Annotated in this window: 16 protein-coding genes; 7 read left to right on the forward strand and 9 right to left on the reverse strand. The window is 41.5% G+C overall.

The genetic code is table 11. The features are described from left to right. Nucleotides 1-397: 397 nt before the first annotated feature. Nucleotides 398-1,156 (reverse strand): undecaprenyl-phosphate galactose phosphotransferase family protein, encoded by a 759-nt coding sequence (locus IQ276_RS07125; RefSeq protein ID WP_190875596.1) that lies wholly within the window; start codon nt 1,154-1,156, stop codon nt 398-400. Between the two features lie 101 nt (nt 1,157-1,257). Further along, nucleotides 1,258-2,412: a glycosyltransferase gene (locus IQ276_RS07130; protein WP_190875473.1), complete on the reverse strand. Its 1,155-nt coding sequence runs from the start codon at nt 2,410-2,412 to the stop codon at nt 1,258-1,260. Between the two features lie 334 nt (nt 2,413-2,746). On the opposite strand from IQ276_RS07130, the gene IQ276_RS07135 reads away from it, so the two are divergent. Beyond that, on the forward strand, nt 2,747-3,685 hold the full coding sequence (locus IQ276_RS07135) for an NAD-dependent epimerase/dehydratase family protein (RefSeq protein ID WP_235115498.1): 939 nt from the start codon (nt 2,747-2,749) through the stop codon (nt 3,683-3,685). A gap of 69 nt (nt 3,686-3,754) precedes the next feature. On the opposite strand, the gene IQ276_RS07140 is transcribed toward IQ276_RS07135, so the two are convergent. Next, nucleotides 3,755-4,501: a Uma2 family endonuclease gene (locus IQ276_RS07140; protein ID WP_235115499.1), complete on the reverse strand. Its 747-nt coding sequence runs from the start codon at nt 4,499-4,501 to the stop codon at nt 3,755-3,757. A 416-nt stretch (nt 4,502-4,917) separates the two neighbouring features. On the opposite strand from IQ276_RS07140, the gene IQ276_RS07145 reads away from it, so the two are divergent. Continuing rightward, a complete protein-coding gene (locus IQ276_RS07145) occupies nt 4,918-5,796 on the forward strand; it encodes an SMP-30/gluconolactonase/LRE family protein (RefSeq protein WP_193925245.1) in 879 nt (292 codons plus the stop codon). Here IQ276_RS07145 and IQ276_RS07150 read toward each other — a convergent pair. The 3 genes from IQ276_RS07150 to pgsA form a co-directional block, all read right to left on the reverse strand. Beyond that, nucleotides 5,793-6,029: a type II toxin-antitoxin system HicB family antitoxin gene (locus IQ276_RS07150; protein ID WP_073643765.1), complete on the reverse strand. Its 237-nt coding sequence runs from the start codon at nt 6,027-6,029 to the stop codon at nt 5,793-5,795. The two genes, IQ276_RS07145 and IQ276_RS07150, sit on opposite strands and share 4 nt — an antisense overlap. Beyond that, nucleotides 6,026-6,256 (reverse strand): type II toxin-antitoxin system HicA family toxin, encoded by a 231-nt coding sequence (locus IQ276_RS07155; protein WP_193925243.1) that lies wholly within the window; start codon nt 6,254-6,256, stop codon nt 6,026-6,028. Before IQ276_RS07155 ends, IQ276_RS07150 begins: the two co-directional genes overlap by 4 nt. Before the next feature lie 88 nt (nt 6,257-6,344). Further along, on the reverse strand, nt 6,345-6,863 hold the full coding sequence (gene pgsA, locus IQ276_RS07160; RefSeq protein WP_235115500.1) for a CDP-diacylglycerol--glycerol-3-phosphate 3-phosphatidyltransferase: 519 nt from the start codon (nt 6,861-6,863) through the stop codon (nt 6,345-6,347). Between the two features lie 168 nt (nt 6,864-7,031). Here pgsA and IQ276_RS07165 point away from each other — a divergent pair, with 168 nt between their 5' ends. Beyond that, entirely contained in the window at nt 7,032-8,453 is a 1,422-nt protein-coding gene (locus tag IQ276_RS07165; protein WP_193922989.1) for an aspartate ammonia-lyase, read from the forward strand. Nucleotides 8,454-8,608: 155 nt separating this feature from the next. On the opposite strand, the gene IQ276_RS07170 is transcribed toward IQ276_RS07165, so the two are convergent. Beyond that, nucleotides 8,609-11,356 (reverse strand): HAD-IC family P-type ATPase, encoded by a 2,748-nt coding sequence (locus IQ276_RS07170; protein WP_193922993.1) that lies wholly within the window; start codon nt 11,354-11,356, stop codon nt 8,609-8,611. 303 nt (nt 11,357-11,659) lie between these two features. Between IQ276_RS07170 and IQ276_RS07175 the strand changes: the two genes are divergently transcribed. The 4 genes from IQ276_RS07175 to IQ276_RS07190 all read left to right on the forward strand — a co-directional run bounded on the left by IQ276_RS07175 (nt 11,660) and on the right by IQ276_RS07190 (nt 17,814). Continuing rightward, on the forward strand, nt 11,660-13,135 hold the full coding sequence (locus IQ276_RS07175) for an NF041680 family putative transposase (protein ID WP_228043575.1): 1,476 nt from the start codon (nt 11,660-11,662) through the stop codon (nt 13,133-13,135). 155 nt (nt 13,136-13,290) lie between these two features. Continuing rightward, nucleotides 13,291-14,373, forward strand: coding sequence for a DNA polymerase III subunit delta (locus IQ276_RS07180; protein ID WP_193922979.1), 1,083 nt, complete (start codon nt 13,291-13,293; stop codon nt 14,371-14,373). Between the two features lie 50 nt (nt 14,374-14,423). After that, nucleotides 14,424-15,395, forward strand: coding sequence for an Npun_F2552 family protein (locus IQ276_RS07185; RefSeq protein ID WP_193922982.1), 972 nt, complete (start codon nt 14,424-14,426; stop codon nt 15,393-15,395). A 910-nt stretch (nt 15,396-16,305) separates the two neighbouring features. Then, entirely contained in the window at nt 16,306-17,814 is a 1,509-nt protein-coding gene (locus IQ276_RS07190; RefSeq protein ID WP_193922987.1) for a GAF domain-containing sensor histidine kinase, read from the forward strand. A gap of 374 nt (nt 17,815-18,188) precedes the next feature. Here IQ276_RS07190 and IQ276_RS07195 read toward each other — a convergent pair whose 3' ends face one another. After that, nucleotides 18,189-19,184 (reverse strand): endonuclease/exonuclease/phosphatase family protein, encoded by a 996-nt coding sequence (locus IQ276_RS07195; protein ID WP_193925358.1) that lies wholly within the window; start codon nt 19,182-19,184, stop codon nt 18,189-18,191. Nucleotides 19,185-19,291: 107 nt separating this feature from the next. Next, nucleotides 19,292-20,182, reverse strand: coding sequence for a 16S rRNA (cytosine(1402)-N(4))-methyltransferase RsmH (gene rsmH, locus IQ276_RS07200; RefSeq protein ID WP_193925355.1), 891 nt, complete (start codon nt 20,180-20,182; stop codon nt 19,292-19,294). Between the last annotated feature and the right edge of the window lie 314 nt (nt 20,183-20,496).

Consider the following 20,496-nt stretch of genomic DNA (forward strand, 5'->3'; position numbering starts at 1 on the left):
TAGATTTCCATAAAAATCTATACTGCCTTTTCTTTAGTGAAAACCGAACAACATTATATTTACAGCAGATTTCAAGTTGGTGAGGTACAAAAATACCCCACCCGCGCTATCGCGCACCCTGCCCTTACTAAGGAGGGTTGGGAAAGGGTGTACCTCATGTAGTTGCAAAACGCTGTAAGTAGTTTGGTGTAGTCTTTTACAGCAGAATTGCTGAATTCAGGAATAAAACCCCAGAAGCTTCGCCAAGGCGTCCGAAGTTAGAACTAAAGCAGGTTTTATACCTGACTTTCAGACTTAGTTTGTGTATTTTATGCTTCTTGGAATCTGCGGTATCTTCCACTAAAAAATAGTACTTAGGGGCATTGACTGCCCCACAGAATCAACCCTCACTAATCACTCAGTATGCACCGTTATTTTTAGGTAAAATTACCACATCAACAGTTTTTAAGATGATCCATAAATCAAGCCACAAATTCCTAGATTTTACATAATGCAGGTCTATTTGGACTCGGCGAGGGTAGGGAATGTCATTACGCCCAGACACCTGCCACAAACCAGTAATTCCTGGACGGATTGTTAAAATCTCATCAATGTGACAACCGTATTTTGGTAGTTCTTCTGCTACTAATGGGCGAGGACCGACTACACTCATATCTCCTTTTAAAACGTTCCAAAACTGGGGAAATTCGTCTAGGCTAGTAATTCGCAAAAATCGACCAATTTTAGTAATCCGTGGGTCTTGTTTGAGCTTAAAACTGCTCTCAAATTCTTGTCGCAGCTGGGGCGATGTTTCCATCATTTGCACGAGGATTTCGTCCGCATTGCTGACCATTGTTCGGAATTTAATACAGTTAAAAGGTTTGTAGTTTTTCCCCACCCGTTCCTGAACATAAAAAATCGGGCCTTCTGAACTCAAAGCAATCAACAAGGCCAAGATTAAGTAGACAGGAAAGAATAAAATCAACACTGACAGCGAAAACACTATATCGAATAGTCGCTTGGCAAACTCTCCGTTTAAACCCTGAAAAGATAAACCTTGAGGTTTAACTCTAGGCGTCTTTGTTTTTTGACCGCGCTTTAGGAGAGTACGCGTAGACCCTCTAGTGTCTTGCCGTACACCTCGCTTGCCGGAGAGGAGTGAGCTCTGGGCAGTCATCATACTCCTTAATAATCCACACCACACATAGTCCCAATCTTAAAGCCAAAATGAGATGCTTCTGGGGGTAAATTGCCAAAAGCCTAAAAAAATAAGTCCTATTAACCAAGACCATTATTCCAAAAAGGTCTTTTTTCGTTGCACTTATTGACAAAATCTAGATAACGATCTGCAAAGACTTGCGGTGAAAACTGCGCGGCGTGCGATCGCATATACTCGGAATTAAACGAACCCTGATATATTTCAAACTTTTCTACTGCCTCCACTAAAGCCGCCTCTGTTTGTGTCCTGAAGAATATACCTGTCCCTGTATCCACGCCAGAGCGAATATCTCGCACTGTTTCTAAAGCACCCCCAGCACCATAGGCTATTACTGGCGTACCACAGGCTTGTGCCTCCACTAAGGCAATACCAAAATCTTCACAAGCTGCATACACAAACGCCTTAGCCCTAGCCATATATTTTTTTACCACATTATCGGGTTGCCATCCGAGTATTTCTATATTTGAATTTGCCATCTGACGAATCTTTTGCATTTCATCTCCTGTACCAATTACTACTAACGGTCGTTTTAGTTGATTAAAAGCTTTGACAATCAACGATACTTGTTTGTAACTCACTAGTCGGGAAACTGTGAGATAAAAATCGTCTTTTTCCTGAAAAAATGGAAATTCCCCAATATTCACAGGTGGGTAAATGACTGTTGCTTCTCGCCGATAGCAGCGCCAAATCCGCCGAGCTGTATGCTGCGAGTTGGCAATGAAGTAATCAACACGATTGGCACTCAATACATCCCACTGGCGCAAATGATGTAATAAATATCGCGTTACCCACCCAGGTAAACCATTACCCAGCTTGCTCTGGCGCAGATAATCAAAGGTCAAGTCCCAAGCATAGCGCATGGGGCTGTGACAGTAGCAAATATGCAACTGATCTGGAGTGGTAAGGATTCCCTTGGCAACAGCATGGGACGAAGACAGAATTACGTCATAGTGCCGCAAGTCCATTTGTTCAATTGCCAAAGGCCACAAAGGCAAGTACTTTTGTATACCGTTGCGGGCATAGGGAAAATGCTGAAGAAACGTCTTGCCAATCTGACGTTTGTATAGATAACTTTCAGGGTTACTGGATTCAAAATCGATGAGGGCATATAAATCAGCATCAATGTGATTCAAAATTTCCCGTACAACGAGTTCTGAACCACCTGTGGCTTCGGGTGTCAACCACTCATGAACCAGAGCATATTTCAAGGGCACAGCTAACTTGTAATGAATGGAAAATAGTTAGGCAAATTATGAGGTTAACTGAAAAGTTTCCCCTTGTGATTAATTAATGGGAAGCGCCCCAGATTAACGGCAAGACGCAATCTTTCGCTTAGAGGTTCCAGATGGATGCTGCAACCTGATAATGTCAGATTGGGTACTGGGGATTGGGGATTGGGGATTGGGGACTGGGCGTGAGGGATTGGGTACTGGGAAAACTCTTCTTTAATTACCAGCGCCTAGTACCGAGTCCCTAGTCCCCAGTACCCAATCCCCAGTCCCTAGTCCCCAGTCCCTGAAAGAAAACTGATGTAGGAATGGGAAAGCTATGCGAATTCTAATTATGGGTGGTACTCGGTTCATTGGTGTCTATTTGACTCAACTATTAGTGGAACAAGGACATGAAGTCGTGCTGTTTAATCGTGGAAATCGACCAGCGCCTTCTTTACAGGGAGTAGGACAAATTATAGGCGATCGCACTGATGCTACCCAATTAAAAGCAAAATTATCACAAGAAAATTTTGATGTCATTTTTGACAATAATGGACGAGAACTTAGTGATACTCAACCACTCGCGGAGATTTTTCAAGACCGGGTGCAACATTTTGTATACATGAGTTCGGCGGGGGTGTATCTCAAATCTGACCAACTCCCCCATATCGAAGGCGATGCAGTAGATCCGAAAAGCCGCCACTTGGGTAAACACGAAACTGAAGCTTATCTCACCCAATTGGGATTGCCCTTTACCTCTATTCGTCCTACTTACATTTACGGCCCACGTAATTATAATGACTTGGAAAGCTGGTTTTTTGACAGAATTGTGCGCGATCGCCCCGTTCCTATCCCTGGAAATGGCTTGCATATCACCCAGTTAGGTCATGTCAAAGATTTAGCAAAGGCAATGACCCAAGTTTTGGGTAATCAACAAGCTGTAAGAGAGATTTATAATATTTCTGGCGATCGCTTTGTCACTTTTGATGGTTTAGCCCGTGCTAGTGCCCTAGCGGCTGGTAAATCACCTGATGCTGTGAAAATTGTCCATTATGACCCGAAGAAGTTTGATTTCGGCAAACGCAAGGCTTTTCCTATGCGGGTACAACATTTCTTTGCTTCGGTGAACAAAGCCCAAACAGAATTAAACTGGCATCCTGAATATGATTTGATTTCTGGATTACAAGATTCTTTGGAAAATGATTATCTCCCTTCTGGCCGGGATAAAGCTGAAGTTGATTTTTCTGTAGATGAGGAGATTTTACAAGCTGTTTAATTGTGAGGTTTGTTGACCGAATAATTACGAATTATTCGGTCATGGGTAATGGGAAAAACCAATTACCTATTACTCCTGATCAGGATTAATGCCCAATTCTCGCAACTTCGCCGCTAATTTATCGGCTCGTTGTCTTTCCTGTTCGGCTCGTCGCCTTTCTTGTTCTAGCTGCGTAGAAATCCAATTTCCTGTTTCATCGTACCAACGTAACCACAGGCGATCGATACCTTCGTAAGCGCCTTGCCAAAGTCCTAAACCTAGCTGTATTCCTGGCATCCAGACTCTAGAAGTAGTTACATCTATTTCGTGATAACTATCTGCAACTAGTTGAAATGCTTGGAGTTTGTCAGTGTAGTGGTCAAACACGATGTAGTAAGGAACTCGCAAAATCCGTTCATAAACTTCCCATTTGGTGGGCGGTTGGTTAACTTCCCGCAGAGTTTGTCCTAAGTCTTCTTTTTCAGTGCCAGGAGAAAGCAACTCTACCACTACAAAAGGAGCAACCCCTTCTTGCCAGATGACATAACTCATACGCAGGTTTTGCTGTTCGTAGAGACGCGAAACTCCCACAGCAGCAAACCAGTCCGGGCGTTTGTACCACAGTGTATGCCGGAGGTCATAGTAAAGGTTTAAATCAGTGCCAACAAATACCTCTTGTACTGGGTAGTTTGGTGGAAAGAAGGTTTCCCGCAGAAGTTGGGGTTGAAAAAGGTGAAATTCGTCAGGCAAACCAGAGTCCTCAGGGTATTCACTGGGAAGATCATACATGGTGGGTAGGGTTTCTTTTGGGGAGAGAGGCGGGTCTGTTTGGTACATAAGGGGAATCCTGAGCGACTACTACTATTTTGGATTTTAAATTTTAGATTTTAGATTGGAAATCGCTTTGTTGTGTCTGGGTTTTGGAATCTGTGTGTAGCAATCAATTTTGAAATTGGTACAATTTTAAGTTAACGGATTGCGGTAAAGGTTTGGCTAAAGTCAGACAATTTTGGATTTTGGATTTTGGATTTTCGATTTTTTCTACGGATAAATCCGCTTGTTCTGTACCATCAAGGAATAATTGGCCAAAAGAAAAATATTTTTTTATACCTGAGAAAGACGCGATAAATTGTGTCTTTAGTTTTTACTGGAACAGGAATTCAAATTTTCTCTATTAGTCAGGCAAACTTTTTTGATAATTGCCTCAATTTTAGTGAAATTAGTTTCTGAAAATACTATTGTTGGTTGATAAAATGAGCCAGGTTTTGCAATATCCACTCCATAATATTTTAGAAGCCCGTGCCCGCTTGGGTGAAGGACCAATTTGGGATTCGATCAAAAAGCAACTTTACTGGATAGATATTTTTAACCATCGAGTGCATCAATTTGACCCGGTAACGGGAAAAAATCGCTTTTTTGATGTGGGAGATGTGGTAGGTGCGATCGCCACAGCTGGTAAAGATAGATTAATTATGGCGCTGCGTCATCACTTGGCATTCCTCAACACCCAGACAGGTGAAGTTACGCCCATTTTGGAAATTGAAGGAAATCTGCCAAGTAATCGTCTCAACGATGGCAAATGTGATTCCAAAGGTCGCTTTTGGTTCGGCTCAATGTCTTCTATAGAAAAGCCTGACGCTAGCCTCTATCGTTACGATACTGATGGCTCATTACATGTGATGGAAACAGGATTGACTATCTCTAATGGCTTGGGTTGGAGTCCGAATCAAGAAATTTTTTATTTGGCTGATTCTCCTAAACAAAAAATATATGCTTATGACTTTAATTCCGTAACAGGCAATATTAATAATCGCCGGATTTTTGTTGATTTAACTCATGAATCTTTCTACCCAGATGGGTTGACGATAGATAGCCAAGGAAATATTTGGTCAGCTATGTGGAATGGATGGTGTGTGATTCGTTTTAATCGCAAAGGTGAAGAAATATTGCGGTTAAAGCTACCTGTTCCACTCGTAACGAGTTGCACCTTTGGCGGCGAAGATTTGCAAACACTTTACATCACCACTGGTTCAGTTGGACTCAGCCAAGCCGAGATTGACAAAAGTTTCTACTCAGGTGATTTGTTTGCTCTTGAAACTGATGTTACTGGATTACCTAGCTATGATTTTTAGGAATTAGATGACATAAACTCAAAGGAAAAGTTTGCCGTCAAAGGTTCTGGCAGTGGTTTTCCTTGTGCTTGGTAATCTTCAATCAATAGTTCCAAGACTTCCTCACCATTATTGAGAGCATCCGCGTAGGTATTTCCATGAGTGTGTGCATAGGGACCAAACTCAGGCAGGCTGACAATATACTTTTTATCTTCATCAGACCACTGAATTACAATACTATATTGTGATTTCATTCTTGTTCTCCTTTGTCTTCTTCTTCCTGCAATTGTTTTATTTCTAGCAGGGCATTTCTCACATCTTTTTCCTGGTAACGATCTGCATCTGCTCCATCTTTGCCAGATAAAGTGAGGCTGTAAAGTAGCAAAGGATGACTCCATACTGTATGACTACCTTTGCCACTTCGATAAGTGAATCCAGCTTTTAGGAGCATTGCTTTTAGTTCCCGAATTTTTTTGGGCACTGTTAGAAATTTCTGGCTTAGCTACAAATATTTTGTGATTATTGTCTGAAAAAATTTTACATTTACGGTGACGATAGATTAGATGTTTTCAATCAGCAGTGTTAGCTTTTTGCGGTAAGAGATAAATACCGCCAGATATTAACGTCAAAGCAACAGAAATCCAAAAGGCAATCAAAGATGCAATTTTCCAGGCTTCAGGTAGTGGCGCAATTAAAAGTGCGATCGCCACTATTTGACTAACAGTTTTGAGTTTACCCCAAATGTTCGCCCCGGTAATTGTCGTTTGATTCACTCGCCAACCAGCGATCGCTAATTCCCGCGCTAAAATCAAAAACACTCCCCAAGCTGGCACTTTTCCCAGTTCAATCAACACCATTAATGGCGCAAGGACTAAAAATTTATCCACCAAGGGATCGAGAAACTTACCTAAATCACTAACTTGGTTGAGTTTCCGCGCTAAGTAACCATCTAACCAATCAGTCAATGCGGCGACAAGAAAAATCGCCAAACATATCCACTTAGCTTGATCTGTGGGATTATATAAGCCGTAAAGCAGAAATGGTACACCCAGAAGGCGAGAGAAAGTAATCCAGTTGGGTAGAGTCATTGAGGGGGATGAGGGGATGAGGGGGATGAGGGAGATGAGGGGGATGAGGGAGATGAGGAAGATAAAGAAGTAGTATTTTCTTTCTTATCTCCCTCATCTTCCCCATCTCCCCACTCTCTCCCTAAGCGTGGGAAAATCTGTTTTCTGAAGCTCTCCTAAAACAATACTATGACTCAACACACAGACTCGGAATTTCGCATTGAACGGGATTCAATGGGCGATCGCCAAATTGCTAGTAGCGTTTATTACGGTATTCAAACGCTACGAGCAATAGAAAACTTTCCCATCAGCGGTATCAAGCCTTTACATACTTACGTAGATGCTTGTCTACTAATTAAAAAAGCTACAGCAATTGTGAATGGAGAACTCAGTTGCATTCCCGAAGATATTAGTCAGGCGATTGTGCAAGCAACTGATGAAATCTTAGCCGGGAATTTGCGCGAACAATTTGTTGTGGATGTTTATCAAGCGGGTGCTGGAACTTCTCACCACATGAATGTCAATGAGGTTCTGGCAAATCGCGCCTTAGAAATTCTGGGTGACGAAAAAGGCAATTATAAACGTGTTAGTCCCAATGACCACGTTAACTATGGGCAGTCTACCAATGATGTGATTCCGACGGCAATTAGAATTGGTGGTTTATTGGCACTTTCTCATACATTACACCCAGCTTTAGAGGAGGCGATCGCGTCCTTAGAAAACAAAGCTGTGGAATTTCAAGATATCGTTAAATCCGGCAGAACTCACTTACAAGACGCTGTACCTGTGCGTTTGGGTGAAAATTTTCGGGCTTGGGCGCAAATTCTCACAGAACACCAAAATCGGATTTACACCGCCTCCGGGGATTTGATGGTCTTGGGTTTGGGAGGTAGTGCAGCAGGAACGGGATTAAATACTCATCCTCTGTATCGCGCCCGTGTCGTGGAAGTTCTCTCGGAATTGATTGACACTCCATTAGAACCTGCACCGCATCTCATGGCAGCAATGCAGAGTATGGCACCATTTGTCAACGTTTCTGGTGCTTTGCGGAACTTAGCCCAGGATTTAGCCAAAATATCTCATGACTTGCGGTTGATGGATTCGGGGCCAAAAACTGGTTTGAAAGAAATTCAACTGCCCCCAGTGCAACCAGGTTCCTCAATTATGCCAGGGAAATATAACCCAGTGATGGCAGAGATGACATCAATGGTATGTTTTCAGGTGATGGGTTATGACAATGCGATCGCCTTAGCCGCACAAGCCGGACAATTAGAACTAAATGTGATGATGCCGCTAATTGCCTATAACCTAATTCACAGCATCGAAATTCTGGGTAATACCATCGCCGCACTCACCAAACGTTGCATCCAGGGAATTACAGCCAACAAAGAACGTTGTTTAGCATACGCCGAAGGCAGTTTAGCTTTAGTAACCGCACTCAATACCCACATCGGTTATTTAAATGCCGCAGCTGTCGCCAAAGAATCTTTAGAAACTGGTAAATCCCTACGGCAAATCGTCCTAGAACGAGGATTGATGAGTGAAACAGACTTAGCCACAGTATTAGATTTAGAACAAATGAGTGCTATCTTACCTCTGAGTCCAGAATAAAAACAACGATTCTGCATGATATCAAAATCCTTGTAGAGACGTAGCAGTGCTACTTGTAGAGACGTAGCAGTGCTACGTCTCTACATCTGGATGTGTACCACAATTGGGCAACGCCATAAAAACACATAGATTACAAGGCAATAGGGTTACCCTATTTAATTTGGTGGATCAAAACGATTCACCACCGCAGCCCACAAAATCATTGGTGAACCTACTGCTAAACACAACAACCACTGCTGTAAATTTAATGGTGCTGTTTCAAAAACTTCATTAATTAATGGCATATGAGCAAAGACAATTTGCAAAATAATTGCCCCGATAATCCCAAATCCAATGGCGGGTATATCGACATTTTCTTTAATTGTACCATCCATTTTTGCAATCAAATTCGGGATTAATTGACTAATGCTCAATAAATAAAATATCCGTCCGGCAATTAAAGAATTAATCGCCATTGTTCGGGCTAAATCTATATTACCTGTGGTCTGACGAATATACTCAAATACTCCAAATATCACAATCCAGTTAAACAGAGAAATTGCCAAAATTCTTTTTAAACGACTGTCTGACAGTAACGGTTCATTGGGATGACGCGGTGTTTGTTGCATGACATTTTGCGCTTTTGGCTCAAAGGCTAAAGGCACTGTCATAGTGATGGAATTGAGCATATTTAACCACAGAACTTGTAAAGATAAAATTGGTAAATCTCTGGCTAATAATGTGCTAATTAAAATTGTCATGGATTCGCCACCATTGACGGGCAAAATAAAGCAAATTGCTTTGAGTAGGTTTTTATATACTGCCCTTCCTTCTTCCACAGCAGCTTCAATGGAGGCAAAATTATCATCGGTAAGTAGCATATCGGCGGCTTCTTTGGCGACTTCTGTACCAGCGCCACCCATCGCAATACCGATATCTGCTTGTTTTAAAGCAGGTGCATCGTTGACGCCATCTCCTGTCATGGCGACGATTTCACCTTTTGATTGCAAGGCTTCAACTAAACGCAGTTTTTGTTCTGGGGCGACGCGGGCAAAAACTACACCTTCTTGGGCAACTTGGGCGAGTTCTATTTGATCCATTTTTGCTAGTTCTGCACCTGTGAAAGCCAGAACTGAACCATTTTTGTTGATGCCCATGCGGCGGGCGATCGCTTGGGCTGTAATCGCATGATCGCCAGTAATCATTTTTACCTGGATTCCAGCTTCCTGACAGGCTTGCACTGCCTTAATGGCACTCTCACGCGGCGGATCGATCATTCCCTGCAAGCCGATGAAAATTAACCCAGTCGCAATATCTGGATGATCCACCGTATTTTGTCCATCGGGTACTGCTTTTTTGGCCAAAGCTAATACCCGTAAGCCTTGCCGTGCCATAATATTGACTTCCCGCTCGATGGTAGTTTGTTGTAACGTTTCTACACAATCTAACGGGCGGGGTTGTCCCTGGGTGTTCAACATCAAGGTGCAGCGCTGGAGAATTGCCTCCACTGAACCCTTGACATAGATAGTCTTACCTTGGGGTGTGGCGTGCAATGTCGCCATGTATTGAAAGTCGGATTCAAAGGGAATTGCATCTAGCCTGGGCATTTGTTTGACTAGGGTTGGCTGACTAAAACCTACTTTGTTTGCTGATGCAATTAACGCCCCCTCTGTGGGATCTCCCATGACTACCCACCTACCATTCTTTTTCTCTAATTGCGAGTCGTTACACAACAACCCGGCAACTAGGCATTCTTGCAAACCCCGATCGCTGTTGAGGTTCACTGGCTTGTCATCGATCAAGATTTCACCGTCTGGTGTGTAACCTATACCACTGACAGTATATTGATGTCCCCCGACATAAATTGCTTGTACTGTCATCTGGTTTTCTGTCAAAGTCCCAGTTTTATCAGAACAAACAACAGTTGCACTCCCCAAGGTTTCCACGGCTGGCAATTTGCGAATAATCGCGTTGCGTCGTGCCATGCGGGAAACACCGATGGCTAAGGTGACTGTAACTACTGCTGGTAATCCTTCAGGGATGGCACTGACTGTTAAAGCCACTGCTGCTTCTAAAGCTTCTTGAAAACCTCGAAAGCTTAATCCCACCGCGAAGCAGAGGGTTGCTAAACCTAAGACCATATACAGCCAATTATGGCTAAATTTATCGAATTTTCTGGTTAATGGTGTGGAAATATCGGTGTGTTGTTCCATTAACTGTGAAATCCGCCCGGTTTCCGTGGTGTTACCTGTGGCAACTACAATACCAGTACCTTGCCCAAAGGTAACGAAGCCACCGGCATAAGCCATGTTTTTACGTTCGGCTAAAGCAGTATCCGCCTTAATAATTTGAGTATTTTTTTCTACTGCTAGAGATTCACCGGTTAAGGCAGATTCATCTATCTGTAAATTTTTTACTTGAATTAGCCGTAAATCTGCCGGGACTTTATCGCCAGAAGTTAGTAAAACAATATCCCCAGGCACTAACTCACCGGAAGCAATGCGTATTTTTTGACCGTCACGGATGACGGTGGCTTCTGTGGTGATGGCTTTGGCAAGGGCGGCGATCGCACCTTCGGCTTTCGATTCTTGGACAAACCCAATGATCGCATTGGTGGTAGTCACGCCCCAAATGACGCTAGCGTTTACCAAGCTACCAGTTAATGCCTTGACTAAACCCGCACACAACAAAATAATCAACAGCGGTTGGTTAAATTGCAGTAAAAATTTTAACCACCAAGGTTTGCTTTTCTTGCCTGTGAGTTCGTTTGCCCCCACCTCAGATAATAGCTTTTGGGCTACTGCACTGCTTAAGCCATTGTCAGCATCACTATGTAAACGGGCGATCGCTTCGGGAATCTCCAAAGTATGCCAAACAGGGGAATGCTTCTCTTCGGGTGCGATGGTAGATACTGCCTGTGCCATAGTTAATACCTTATTTATGGTGTTAATTATTTTTAACACTAAAAATTAGTGTCAATTAAAATTAAACACTAATTTATTTTGATAATAATCATAATTACTTTCGATGCTTGCTCAGGGGTGATAGAAGTGAGTATGCTTGCCGTAATGGTTTGGACTTTGGACAAAAAGAAGTTTATTCGCGAGTGTGACTCGCGAATAAATGAATGATTAATCTTGTTTATAGTGACGAGCAGAAAAAAGCATAGCCATCAGACCCCCAACAAATAGTAATATCAACTACAAAGTATCTTTGGGTAAATACTGATGGCTATGCCAAAATTTAATAACAATCAATTAATAGCGCAATTTCAAGATTTTAGACAAAAAATTTACAACTGTTTTTCTTCATGTAGCGACGCCTGTATGGATTTGTTGGATGCGCTTGCGGGTAATACGGGAGCCAATTCAATTGCGGAGTTATCTTTAAGTCCTTTGTTTCCCAGAAGCTATAATTCTATTTATAAAGCAATTCAAAAATCATTTAATACAAATATTCAGGAGAAGAACAATGAAGAAGAAGAACAAGAAGAACAAGAAAAACCCAATAACTTAATTAGGGTGGTATCTGAGTTAATTAAGCAACCACAACAACGCCCTTTTTACTTATTCGCTCTTGATACAACACCGCATCCGCGTCCTTACGCGAGGACTTTAGCTGAACGTGGGTATATTTACCAGCCAAATACTATCAAGGGTAACAAACCGATTAATATTGGTCATTCTTATTCGATACTTTCTATCTTACCAGAGAAAGAAACTGGGAATGCCGCCCCTTGGTCAATACCAATATCAGGAGAAAGGGTATCACTTGATAAAACTGGTGTTGATGTGGGTAGTGAACAAATTTCCTCAGTAATGTCTGATTCATCACTGCCCTGGCAGGAAAAATTGTGCGTCTTAGTAGCAGATAGCGCCTATAGTCAGCGTTCATTTCTGTTTGACCAATCCAAACACAAAAATGTGGTAGTGATAGCCAGAGTTCGTAGTAATCGAATTTTCTACCAATCTCCACCCGTTGATGAGTCAAAGAAAAAACGTGGTTGTCCAAAAAAATACGGTGAACGGTTTAATTTAGCTGATGTTGAAACTTGGCACTCTCCCGACGAGACAACACAAATTCAGCAGACAACCTGTAAGGGTCGTCTTTTAAACATCACCATACTCGCTTGGCATCAAATGTTGATGAGGGGAACCAAGCACCAAAAAATGTATTGTCATCCTTTTACTCTGCTCAGAATTCATGTGACTGATGATACTAATCAATCTCTCTGGAAACCAATGTGGTTAATTGTCATAGGTGAGCAACGTGGAGAAATCTCACCTACGGTTGCAAACCATTGCTATAGACAAAGGTTTGATATTGAACACATGCTGCGATTTAGCAAGCAGCGTTTGTTGATGACGCAGTTTCAAACTCCAGATGTTTTGCATGAGGAAAATTGGATACATTTAGTAATCCTAGCTTACGTACAGTTGTGGGCGGCAAGGGAGTTAGCAACACACTTACCCAGGCCATGGGAGCGTTATTTAGAACAAAACAATGATAAAATTGCCACTCCAAGTGTAGTGCAACGCGATTTTCAGAGAATTATTTCAGAGATTGGTACACCCGCTCGTTCTCCCAAAACCAGAGGAAATTCCATCGGTCGAGTTCAAGGTCAAGTTCAAACACAACGAACTAAGCATCCTGTTGTCAAGAAGAAGTCAAAATCAACACTCGCTAAAGTCAAAGCCGCATAAATTTTCTTAGGCTTTAGGCGTTTAACTCAGTCTGACTCAGTTTGTAAAATAACTGGGGTAATTTCTGATGACTAGTTTTTTGTTCGCGAGTGTGACTCGCGAACAAACTTCTTTTTGTCCAAAGTCCAAAATGGTGAAACCAAGGCAAAAAGTACGTGAATTTGGATGTGTCTACTCCTTTGCAATTGATTGGGCGATCGCTAGAATTTCAGCGCATTGTCCAAGTGCTGGCGCAAGATGGGGATTTGTTGATTACTGGGGTACCAGGTAGTGGGCGGCGGACTTTAGTGCGAGTGGCTACCCAAGAAGTTGGCGCGATGGTTTTGGAGATAGACTGCATCCGCGCTACCGATGGGGAGCGATTTATTCAACTGCTAGCAGAGGCGATTACTCAAAACTGGCAAGCAGCACAAATTCAAGACTGGGTAAGTAACTTTGGCAATGAGTTTTTTGTCTTTCATCCAGAAAGGAAACTCAAGCTATTGCGTTCTTTGAACCAAAAGCAGCTATGGCAAGCATTTGAAATTTTGCTCAACTTGCTGCAAATCATGGCGATTAATTTGAATCAGCGTGTGGTGCTGATTTTGCAGAGTTTTCCGCACATACGTTCTTGGGATCGCAATCATTTGTGGGAAGCCACATTCAGGCGAGAAATCAATGTGCAAACTCATGTCAGCTACGTTTTATTAGCAACCATCGCTGAGACAAGTTATCAAACAGATGAAACAAACTATCCACTAGAAACTATACAGTTAGCCCCCTTAGCTAAGGACGTTTTAGCATTATGGGCGAGGGAAATATTGCATACACAAAATCTTAAATTTGATCCTCGCTCACTTGCACTGCAATTATTTTTAGATGCTGTACAAGGACACATTGGCGATGCGATGGCCATAATTCGCCGCCTGCAAACTTTTTCTTATCCTAATGGATTAATTAGTGAAGTAGCAGTGCAGCAGGCAATAGAAGGATTGCTGAAAGATTTATCTTTAACTTTTGAATCTTTATTGATGTTGTTACCAGCAAATCAGGTGCATCTTTTGGAATCTTTAGCTTTAGATCCTACAGATAAGCCACAACGTAAAGGATATATTCAAAAACATGGTCTTTCAAGAGGTGGTAGCCTTCAGGGTTCCCTGACTGGATTACAGCATAAAGGTTTAATCTACAGTGCTGAACAAGGTTATCAACTGGCATTACCTTTATTAGCTTTGTGGTTGCGGGAGAGGTTAAGTTAGTAGGTGACTGTTAACTATTGGCGCTATTCACTACCGGTAAATTAGTATCTATGCAGACTCAAAAATCATCTGTCAGCCTGATTCGGGCTACTTCCTACGAACCAGAGACTTTACGAGAATCTTTAGTGACACTGCTGGAACCTTTGGGAGGAATGGCAGCATTTGTGAAAAAAGGCGATCGCGTTTTACTCAAACCCAATCTACTCACAGGTGCGCGTCCTGGTAAAGAGTGTATCACTCGTGCGGAACTAGTTTACGCAGTTGCCCAAATGGTAATTGAAGTTGGCGGTAAGCCATTTTTGGGTGATAGTCCAGCCTTTGGCAGTGCCAAGGGAGTAGCCGTGGCAAATGGCTATCTGCCTATTTTAGAAGAACTCAATCTTCCCATTATCGATTTTCACGGCCAGCGTTATCAAACCGTCAGCGATAATTTTAACCACCTGCGGCTGTCTAAAGAAGCGATGGAAGCAGACGTGGTGATTAACCTACCCAAAGTCAAATCCCATGCCCAGTTAACCTTAACGCTGGGCGTAAAAAACTTGTTTGGTTGCGTCCCCGGCAAAATGAAAGCTTGGTGGCACATGGAAGCCGGCAAAGACGCCAACAGATTTGCTGAAATGTTAGTAGAAACTGCAAGGGCAATTAACCCGAACTTAACCATATTAGATGGCATCATCGGTCATGAAGGTAACGGTCCCAGTAACGGTGAACCTCGCCAATTAGGCATTTTAGCAGCTGCATCAGATATATTTGCCCTAGATCGAGCAATGGTGGAAATCCTCAACGTTCCTCCTGAACAAGTGCCCACAGTTGCAGCTTCCCAGAGGTTAGGAGTTTGTCCAGAACTTGCTGCTATAGAGTTTCCAAATTTAAATCCTGACTTATTAAAAATAGAAGATTGGCGGTTACCAGACAAATTAATGCCCATCGATTTTGGTATGCCGCGCGTCATTAAATCTACGTTTAAGCATCTTTACACCCGATTTATCAAGGAACCAATGAGTGTTTACGCAAGGAATTAGCGAGTAGGGACTAGTACCGCTACGCGGAAGTCAAAAGTCAAAAGTCAAAAGAATTGTATTTTCGGCTTCTGCACCATTTTGTAGACGCAAAGCGGCTTCCCCCAGAGTATGGTCTGTTTATTTCCGCCGCGTTGTACTAGGGAGATGGGGAGATAAGGGGAATAACCAATGCCCTATGCCCAATTCCCAATTCCAATTTAAAAATGCAAACTTCGTTACAGCAATTTCATTTATTAGCAAAGTAATCTGTAATTACCCTCCGATTGCTTAACCAAACCGTCCTAGTTACTATAGTGGCGGTTTTTTTAAATGGTTAATTTATTTTTAACAGACCCCACATATATAGAAGTTTATTGTTGCGCCAAATACAGCTAGTGGCACAACAATAAACTTCTTGCAAAAGCTTTATCTTCACCTTGTTTTTTGTACCAACTCTACCCGCTTCTCTAATAGGCGATCGCGTCTATCTATCTTTGCGTCAGATAAAAACTTATTTATCCAAGAGACTCCATGAGTTGCATTCATATACTCATTCAATTTTTAATATTTATTAAATAATTTATATTCCAAATTAAACTATCAAGTAAAAATGATGAAAAAATTAAATATTTTTCAGTAAAATCACTGACAAAAATCCTAGTGCGCCTCGAAAAGAATTGATAAAATAAGTTAGATGGAGGAAAATTTCAAAATTTTTCTTATTATTAGACTCTAATCAAGTAGGTAGAATAGTAGTACATAAAACATTCAAAACAGCAGGCGTATAAGTGTAATTTCACAAACTAAAACTGTAAATAAGATATATCTGAATACTAGTTGTTTGGGCGTCTGTAAATTAAATGTTTCCGACACTATTCAAAAAGTAAAGAGAGTCAATCTACAACAAAAAGATAGTTTGGGAGAAAACTTTTTGAATATCACCAATCAAGAGCGACAAGCTACTCCTGTAAAAGAAAATTGCCGTCAGACAATTATACTTTTAGATGGAGAACAGCAAAATCTACCTCAACAACTGCGAATACTTCAGCGGTTAACTAAACTTTGCAATCAGCCACGAACACCTTTAAATAACTTATTAGAACAGATGGTGCAGGAAGTTTATGACGCCATTGATAGTGCTGATTTCTGCTTCATATTCTTATATAATCCTGAAAGTAAACAGTTAGAATTAGCTGCAAAATCTGGAATAAATGTAGAAAAATTGTCCTTTGTACAAGTAAATAGTAACACTCAAGGTTTTATTGCGGATTTTGAGCAAGAATTAGTATATCCATCTCTAGCAGTAAATAGTGATTTGGGGTTACTCTACCAAGTATTTACCACAGGTATTTCCCACTTATTTCAAAAAACTAAAGAAAATACAGATAATATTATTGAAAACTATTCTCTGTCACCACATCTTCCAGTTTCTGTGTCTTCTTTCAATCCATCGTCAATCTATGCCGTAGCAATAGAGTTAGAAGCAGCAGAACGGTTGGGAGTACTGGCAATTGGTAACTGGGGAAATCCCAATTCTTTCAATATTATTTCACTAAATATTTTGGATACAGTCGGTGAATTAATAGCGATCGCTATTAATAATGCCAGAACGATGGCAACTTTGGTAGAGTGCGAAGAACATTTAGCTAGACAAAATGAAATTATCTTAGAACAAAACCACGAATTGGAAAAAAATCAACACCAAATTCAGTTACAAAATCTGCGACTTTTAGAAGTAGCGGAGTTAAAATCGCAATTTTTAGCCACTACATCTCACGAACTCCACACACCCCTAAATGTTATTTTAGGCTTATCACAAGTACTACTACGCCAACGCACCTCAAACTTATCTGAGAAACAAATAGATATGGTGCAGCGTATTTACAATAATGGCAATCATCTACTAGAAATCATTGATGATATGCTGTACTTTGCCAAAGTAGAAGCAGGTAATCTGTTATTTAAAATAGAAGAATTTAATTTGGCGAATTTGGTATTAGCAACTGTAGCTGAACATCGTTCCTTCGCAGAAGACAAGTGCTTAAATTTGCAAGTCGAAGTTAATCTAGAACATCTCATAATAATTAACGACAGTGCCCGCCTGAAACAAGTTTTAGCCAAGTTGTTATTAAACGCAATTAAATTTACAGAAAGTGGTAGTATAGAAATTAAAGTATGGGAAATCTCTAGTGACAGAATTGCGATCGCAGTTAAAGATACTGGTATAGGCATCGCCGAATCTGACCTAGCATATATTTTTGAGCAATTCCGCCAAGTAGATCAAACTACTACGCGCAAGTATGGCGGTATCGGTTTAGGACTAGCAATTACCAAATCATTAGTAGAAATTATGCAAGGAACCATTAGCGTTACCAGCAAAATAGGTGAAGGTTCCAACTTTTGCATCGAATTACCCAAACAAATAAAATGCACGGGCTGAGAGGTCAGGTTTGCAATTGCATGGAGTACAGACAATTCGTAGGGTAGCACAGCTGTCATTGGTGTCAACTTAAGCTCAAATGCTTATCCCACAGGCGTTTTACCCCCCTTAATCCCCCCGATGGATTGGGGGGAAAAAAGAATCTAGTTCCCTCCCCTTTACAAGGGGAGGGTTAGGGTGGGGTAACGCGTTGAGTGATGATCAGTGAGTGAACTCAATATCACGTCTTGACGAGGGTTTCCCGTTAAGTTGACACCTATGCACATCTGTGCGCCCCTACCATGTACCTCATTCAAATGAAAATTGCTATAAATATTCTCTTGACAAATGACCAATGACAAGAAAATGTGCATCTGGGATGAACATTAGCCTAGTTATAAATCAAAAATTGCAATGACTGGTGCATGATCTGAACCAGGTTTTCCTCGTCTTAAGTTTGGGTCATCACTAACAGAAGGTAAAGTATCTATATTATCGATATAGCTATCTACTTTTGGCAATTTGCGCGGCTTACCAGATAATAGTTCTTGACTAACAAAAATATGATCTATTAACTCTTTGTTGTTCTGATAAATACGCGAGTATCGTCTTTTTTCATCAATTAAAGGAGCTAAATTAAATAGTCTGGTATCATCTCCTTTATCTAACAGATTAAACCCGCGTGTGCCAATCTCGCTACCACCCGGTCCTTGAAGAATCTGAGTAGTAGCAGCAGATGGCACATCATTCAAATCTCCTAGAATAATCAGACCTTGGTTGGCATTATTTTCTAGTAACTTATTTGCTTTAACACGCAATGAAACTGCTTCTGCTGTTCGCTTGATAAGTGCTAATCCAGCAACCCGACTACGTTCATTTTCATCTTTGGGAGCAAATCGTGGACTATCGTTTGTTGAAGAAAAAGTTAACAATTTCGATTTGAAGTGTGCATTAATAATATTAATAGAAGTATTTTCTTGAGGTTTAACAAGAATCCGTAAAGCGCCTCGACCCATGCGGTTAACTTCAGTGGAATTTCCTTCCGTGTCTTGACTAATAACTTTGGAAAAGCCACGCTCAGGAAAATTTATTAAATCCTCCTGTTCTTCGATCGCTATTTTTGAAAGAAACCCAACCCGAATTCCGCGAGGATCTGGAAATGCAGATAGACACGTATGGGGATAGCGCCCCTCTAATAGTGCTAACAATTCTGCAAATGCCTCTGGGTTGCCGACTTCTTGAACAGCTAGCACATCAGGATCGAGAGTTAGAATTACACTAGCTAAGCTATTCAATTTTTGTGTGTATTCTGCTTCGGTTTTGGGACTAAAATTATTACCCAAAGAGAATAAATTCTCTACATTCCAAGTCATGACCTTAAATGTAGCCATACTTGCTCCAAATATAATAAACTTCGATTTGAGTTGAACTACCAAAAAAAACTACATCGCCACACTGCGTTATTCCAGATAAACTCAAGTACTCTAATAGTATTTGCCTACTCCTCTTTCCTTTGAGCTACCCTCAACTTCGCAGAACGCGATCGCGGATTCTTAGCGATTTCCTCTTCATCAGCAATGATTGGCTTTTTTGTCAATACCTTTAATAAAGGTGAATTTCTCAAACCATGTTTCACCAAACGGTCTTCTAAACTATGAAAACTGATAATCGCAATTCTGCCACCAGGGACAAGGGCGTTTGGTGCCTTATCCAAAAGAGTTTCTAAGGATCTTAGCTCATCGTTGACGACAATTCGCAGAGCTTGAAAAACACGGGTAGCAGGGTGAATTCTACCATAACGGTATTTTGGAGGAACACAACCAGCGATCGCTTCAGCCAACTCAACAGTCGTATGAAACGGACGCCGTTCGATAATGCGCCTAGCAATGCGCCGCGATAATCTCTCTTCGCCGTACTTAAAGAAAATATCTGCTAATTCGGCTTCATCCCAATTATTAATCACATCAGCAGCAGTTAGCGATCGCCCGCGATCCATTCGCATATCCAAATTCCCTGTCTGGCGAAAGCTAAAACCCCTTTCTGGCTGGTCTAAATGGTAAGAACTCACCCCTAAATCTGCGACAATACCATCAAAAGTGTTAAGAGTAAATTCGTAGCTAGCAAAATTGCTATGTATAAATTGTAGACGATCCCTAAATTCAGCTAAATTCTTCTGTGCCGCAGCTAAAGCATCCTCATCTTGGTCAATGGCCGTTAATTGCACATCCGGTGTGGCTTCTAAAATCAAGCGACTGTGACCACCACCGCCTACCGTGACATCTAAATAATGTCCGCCGGGACGCACCGCCAGATTTTCAATTACCTGCTGACCCAACACTGGCACATGAAAAAATTCCTGCGCCTCAAGTCCTTGATATCCAGCTTCCATATAATAGTTGAAGAAGTGCAACAAAATTAAACATCAAGTAAAATCCCTCTTCTGTCCCCCCCCTCTCAAACATACCCCTGTATGGGCAATACTTTTAAATGTATTGCTTCTAATGGTCTGTCAAATTGAAATTGACAGGTTGGGGCTGATGTCAGGACATAGGAAAATTTTCATTCTCCCCGTCCCCCCGTCTCCCCATCCCCCCGTCAATCCCTGACAGACAAAATAAATGGGTCTAGTTGGCATCTTCTCTACGAGACGCTACGCGAAGGCGGTTCAATTCAAATTTTTCACGAACGGAGAACACTAAATCT

The organism is Desmonostoc muscorum LEGE 12446 (assembly GCF_015207005.2).
Taxonomy (GTDB): domain Bacteria; phylum Cyanobacteriota; class Cyanobacteriia; order Cyanobacteriales; family Nostocaceae; genus Nostoc; species Nostoc muscorum.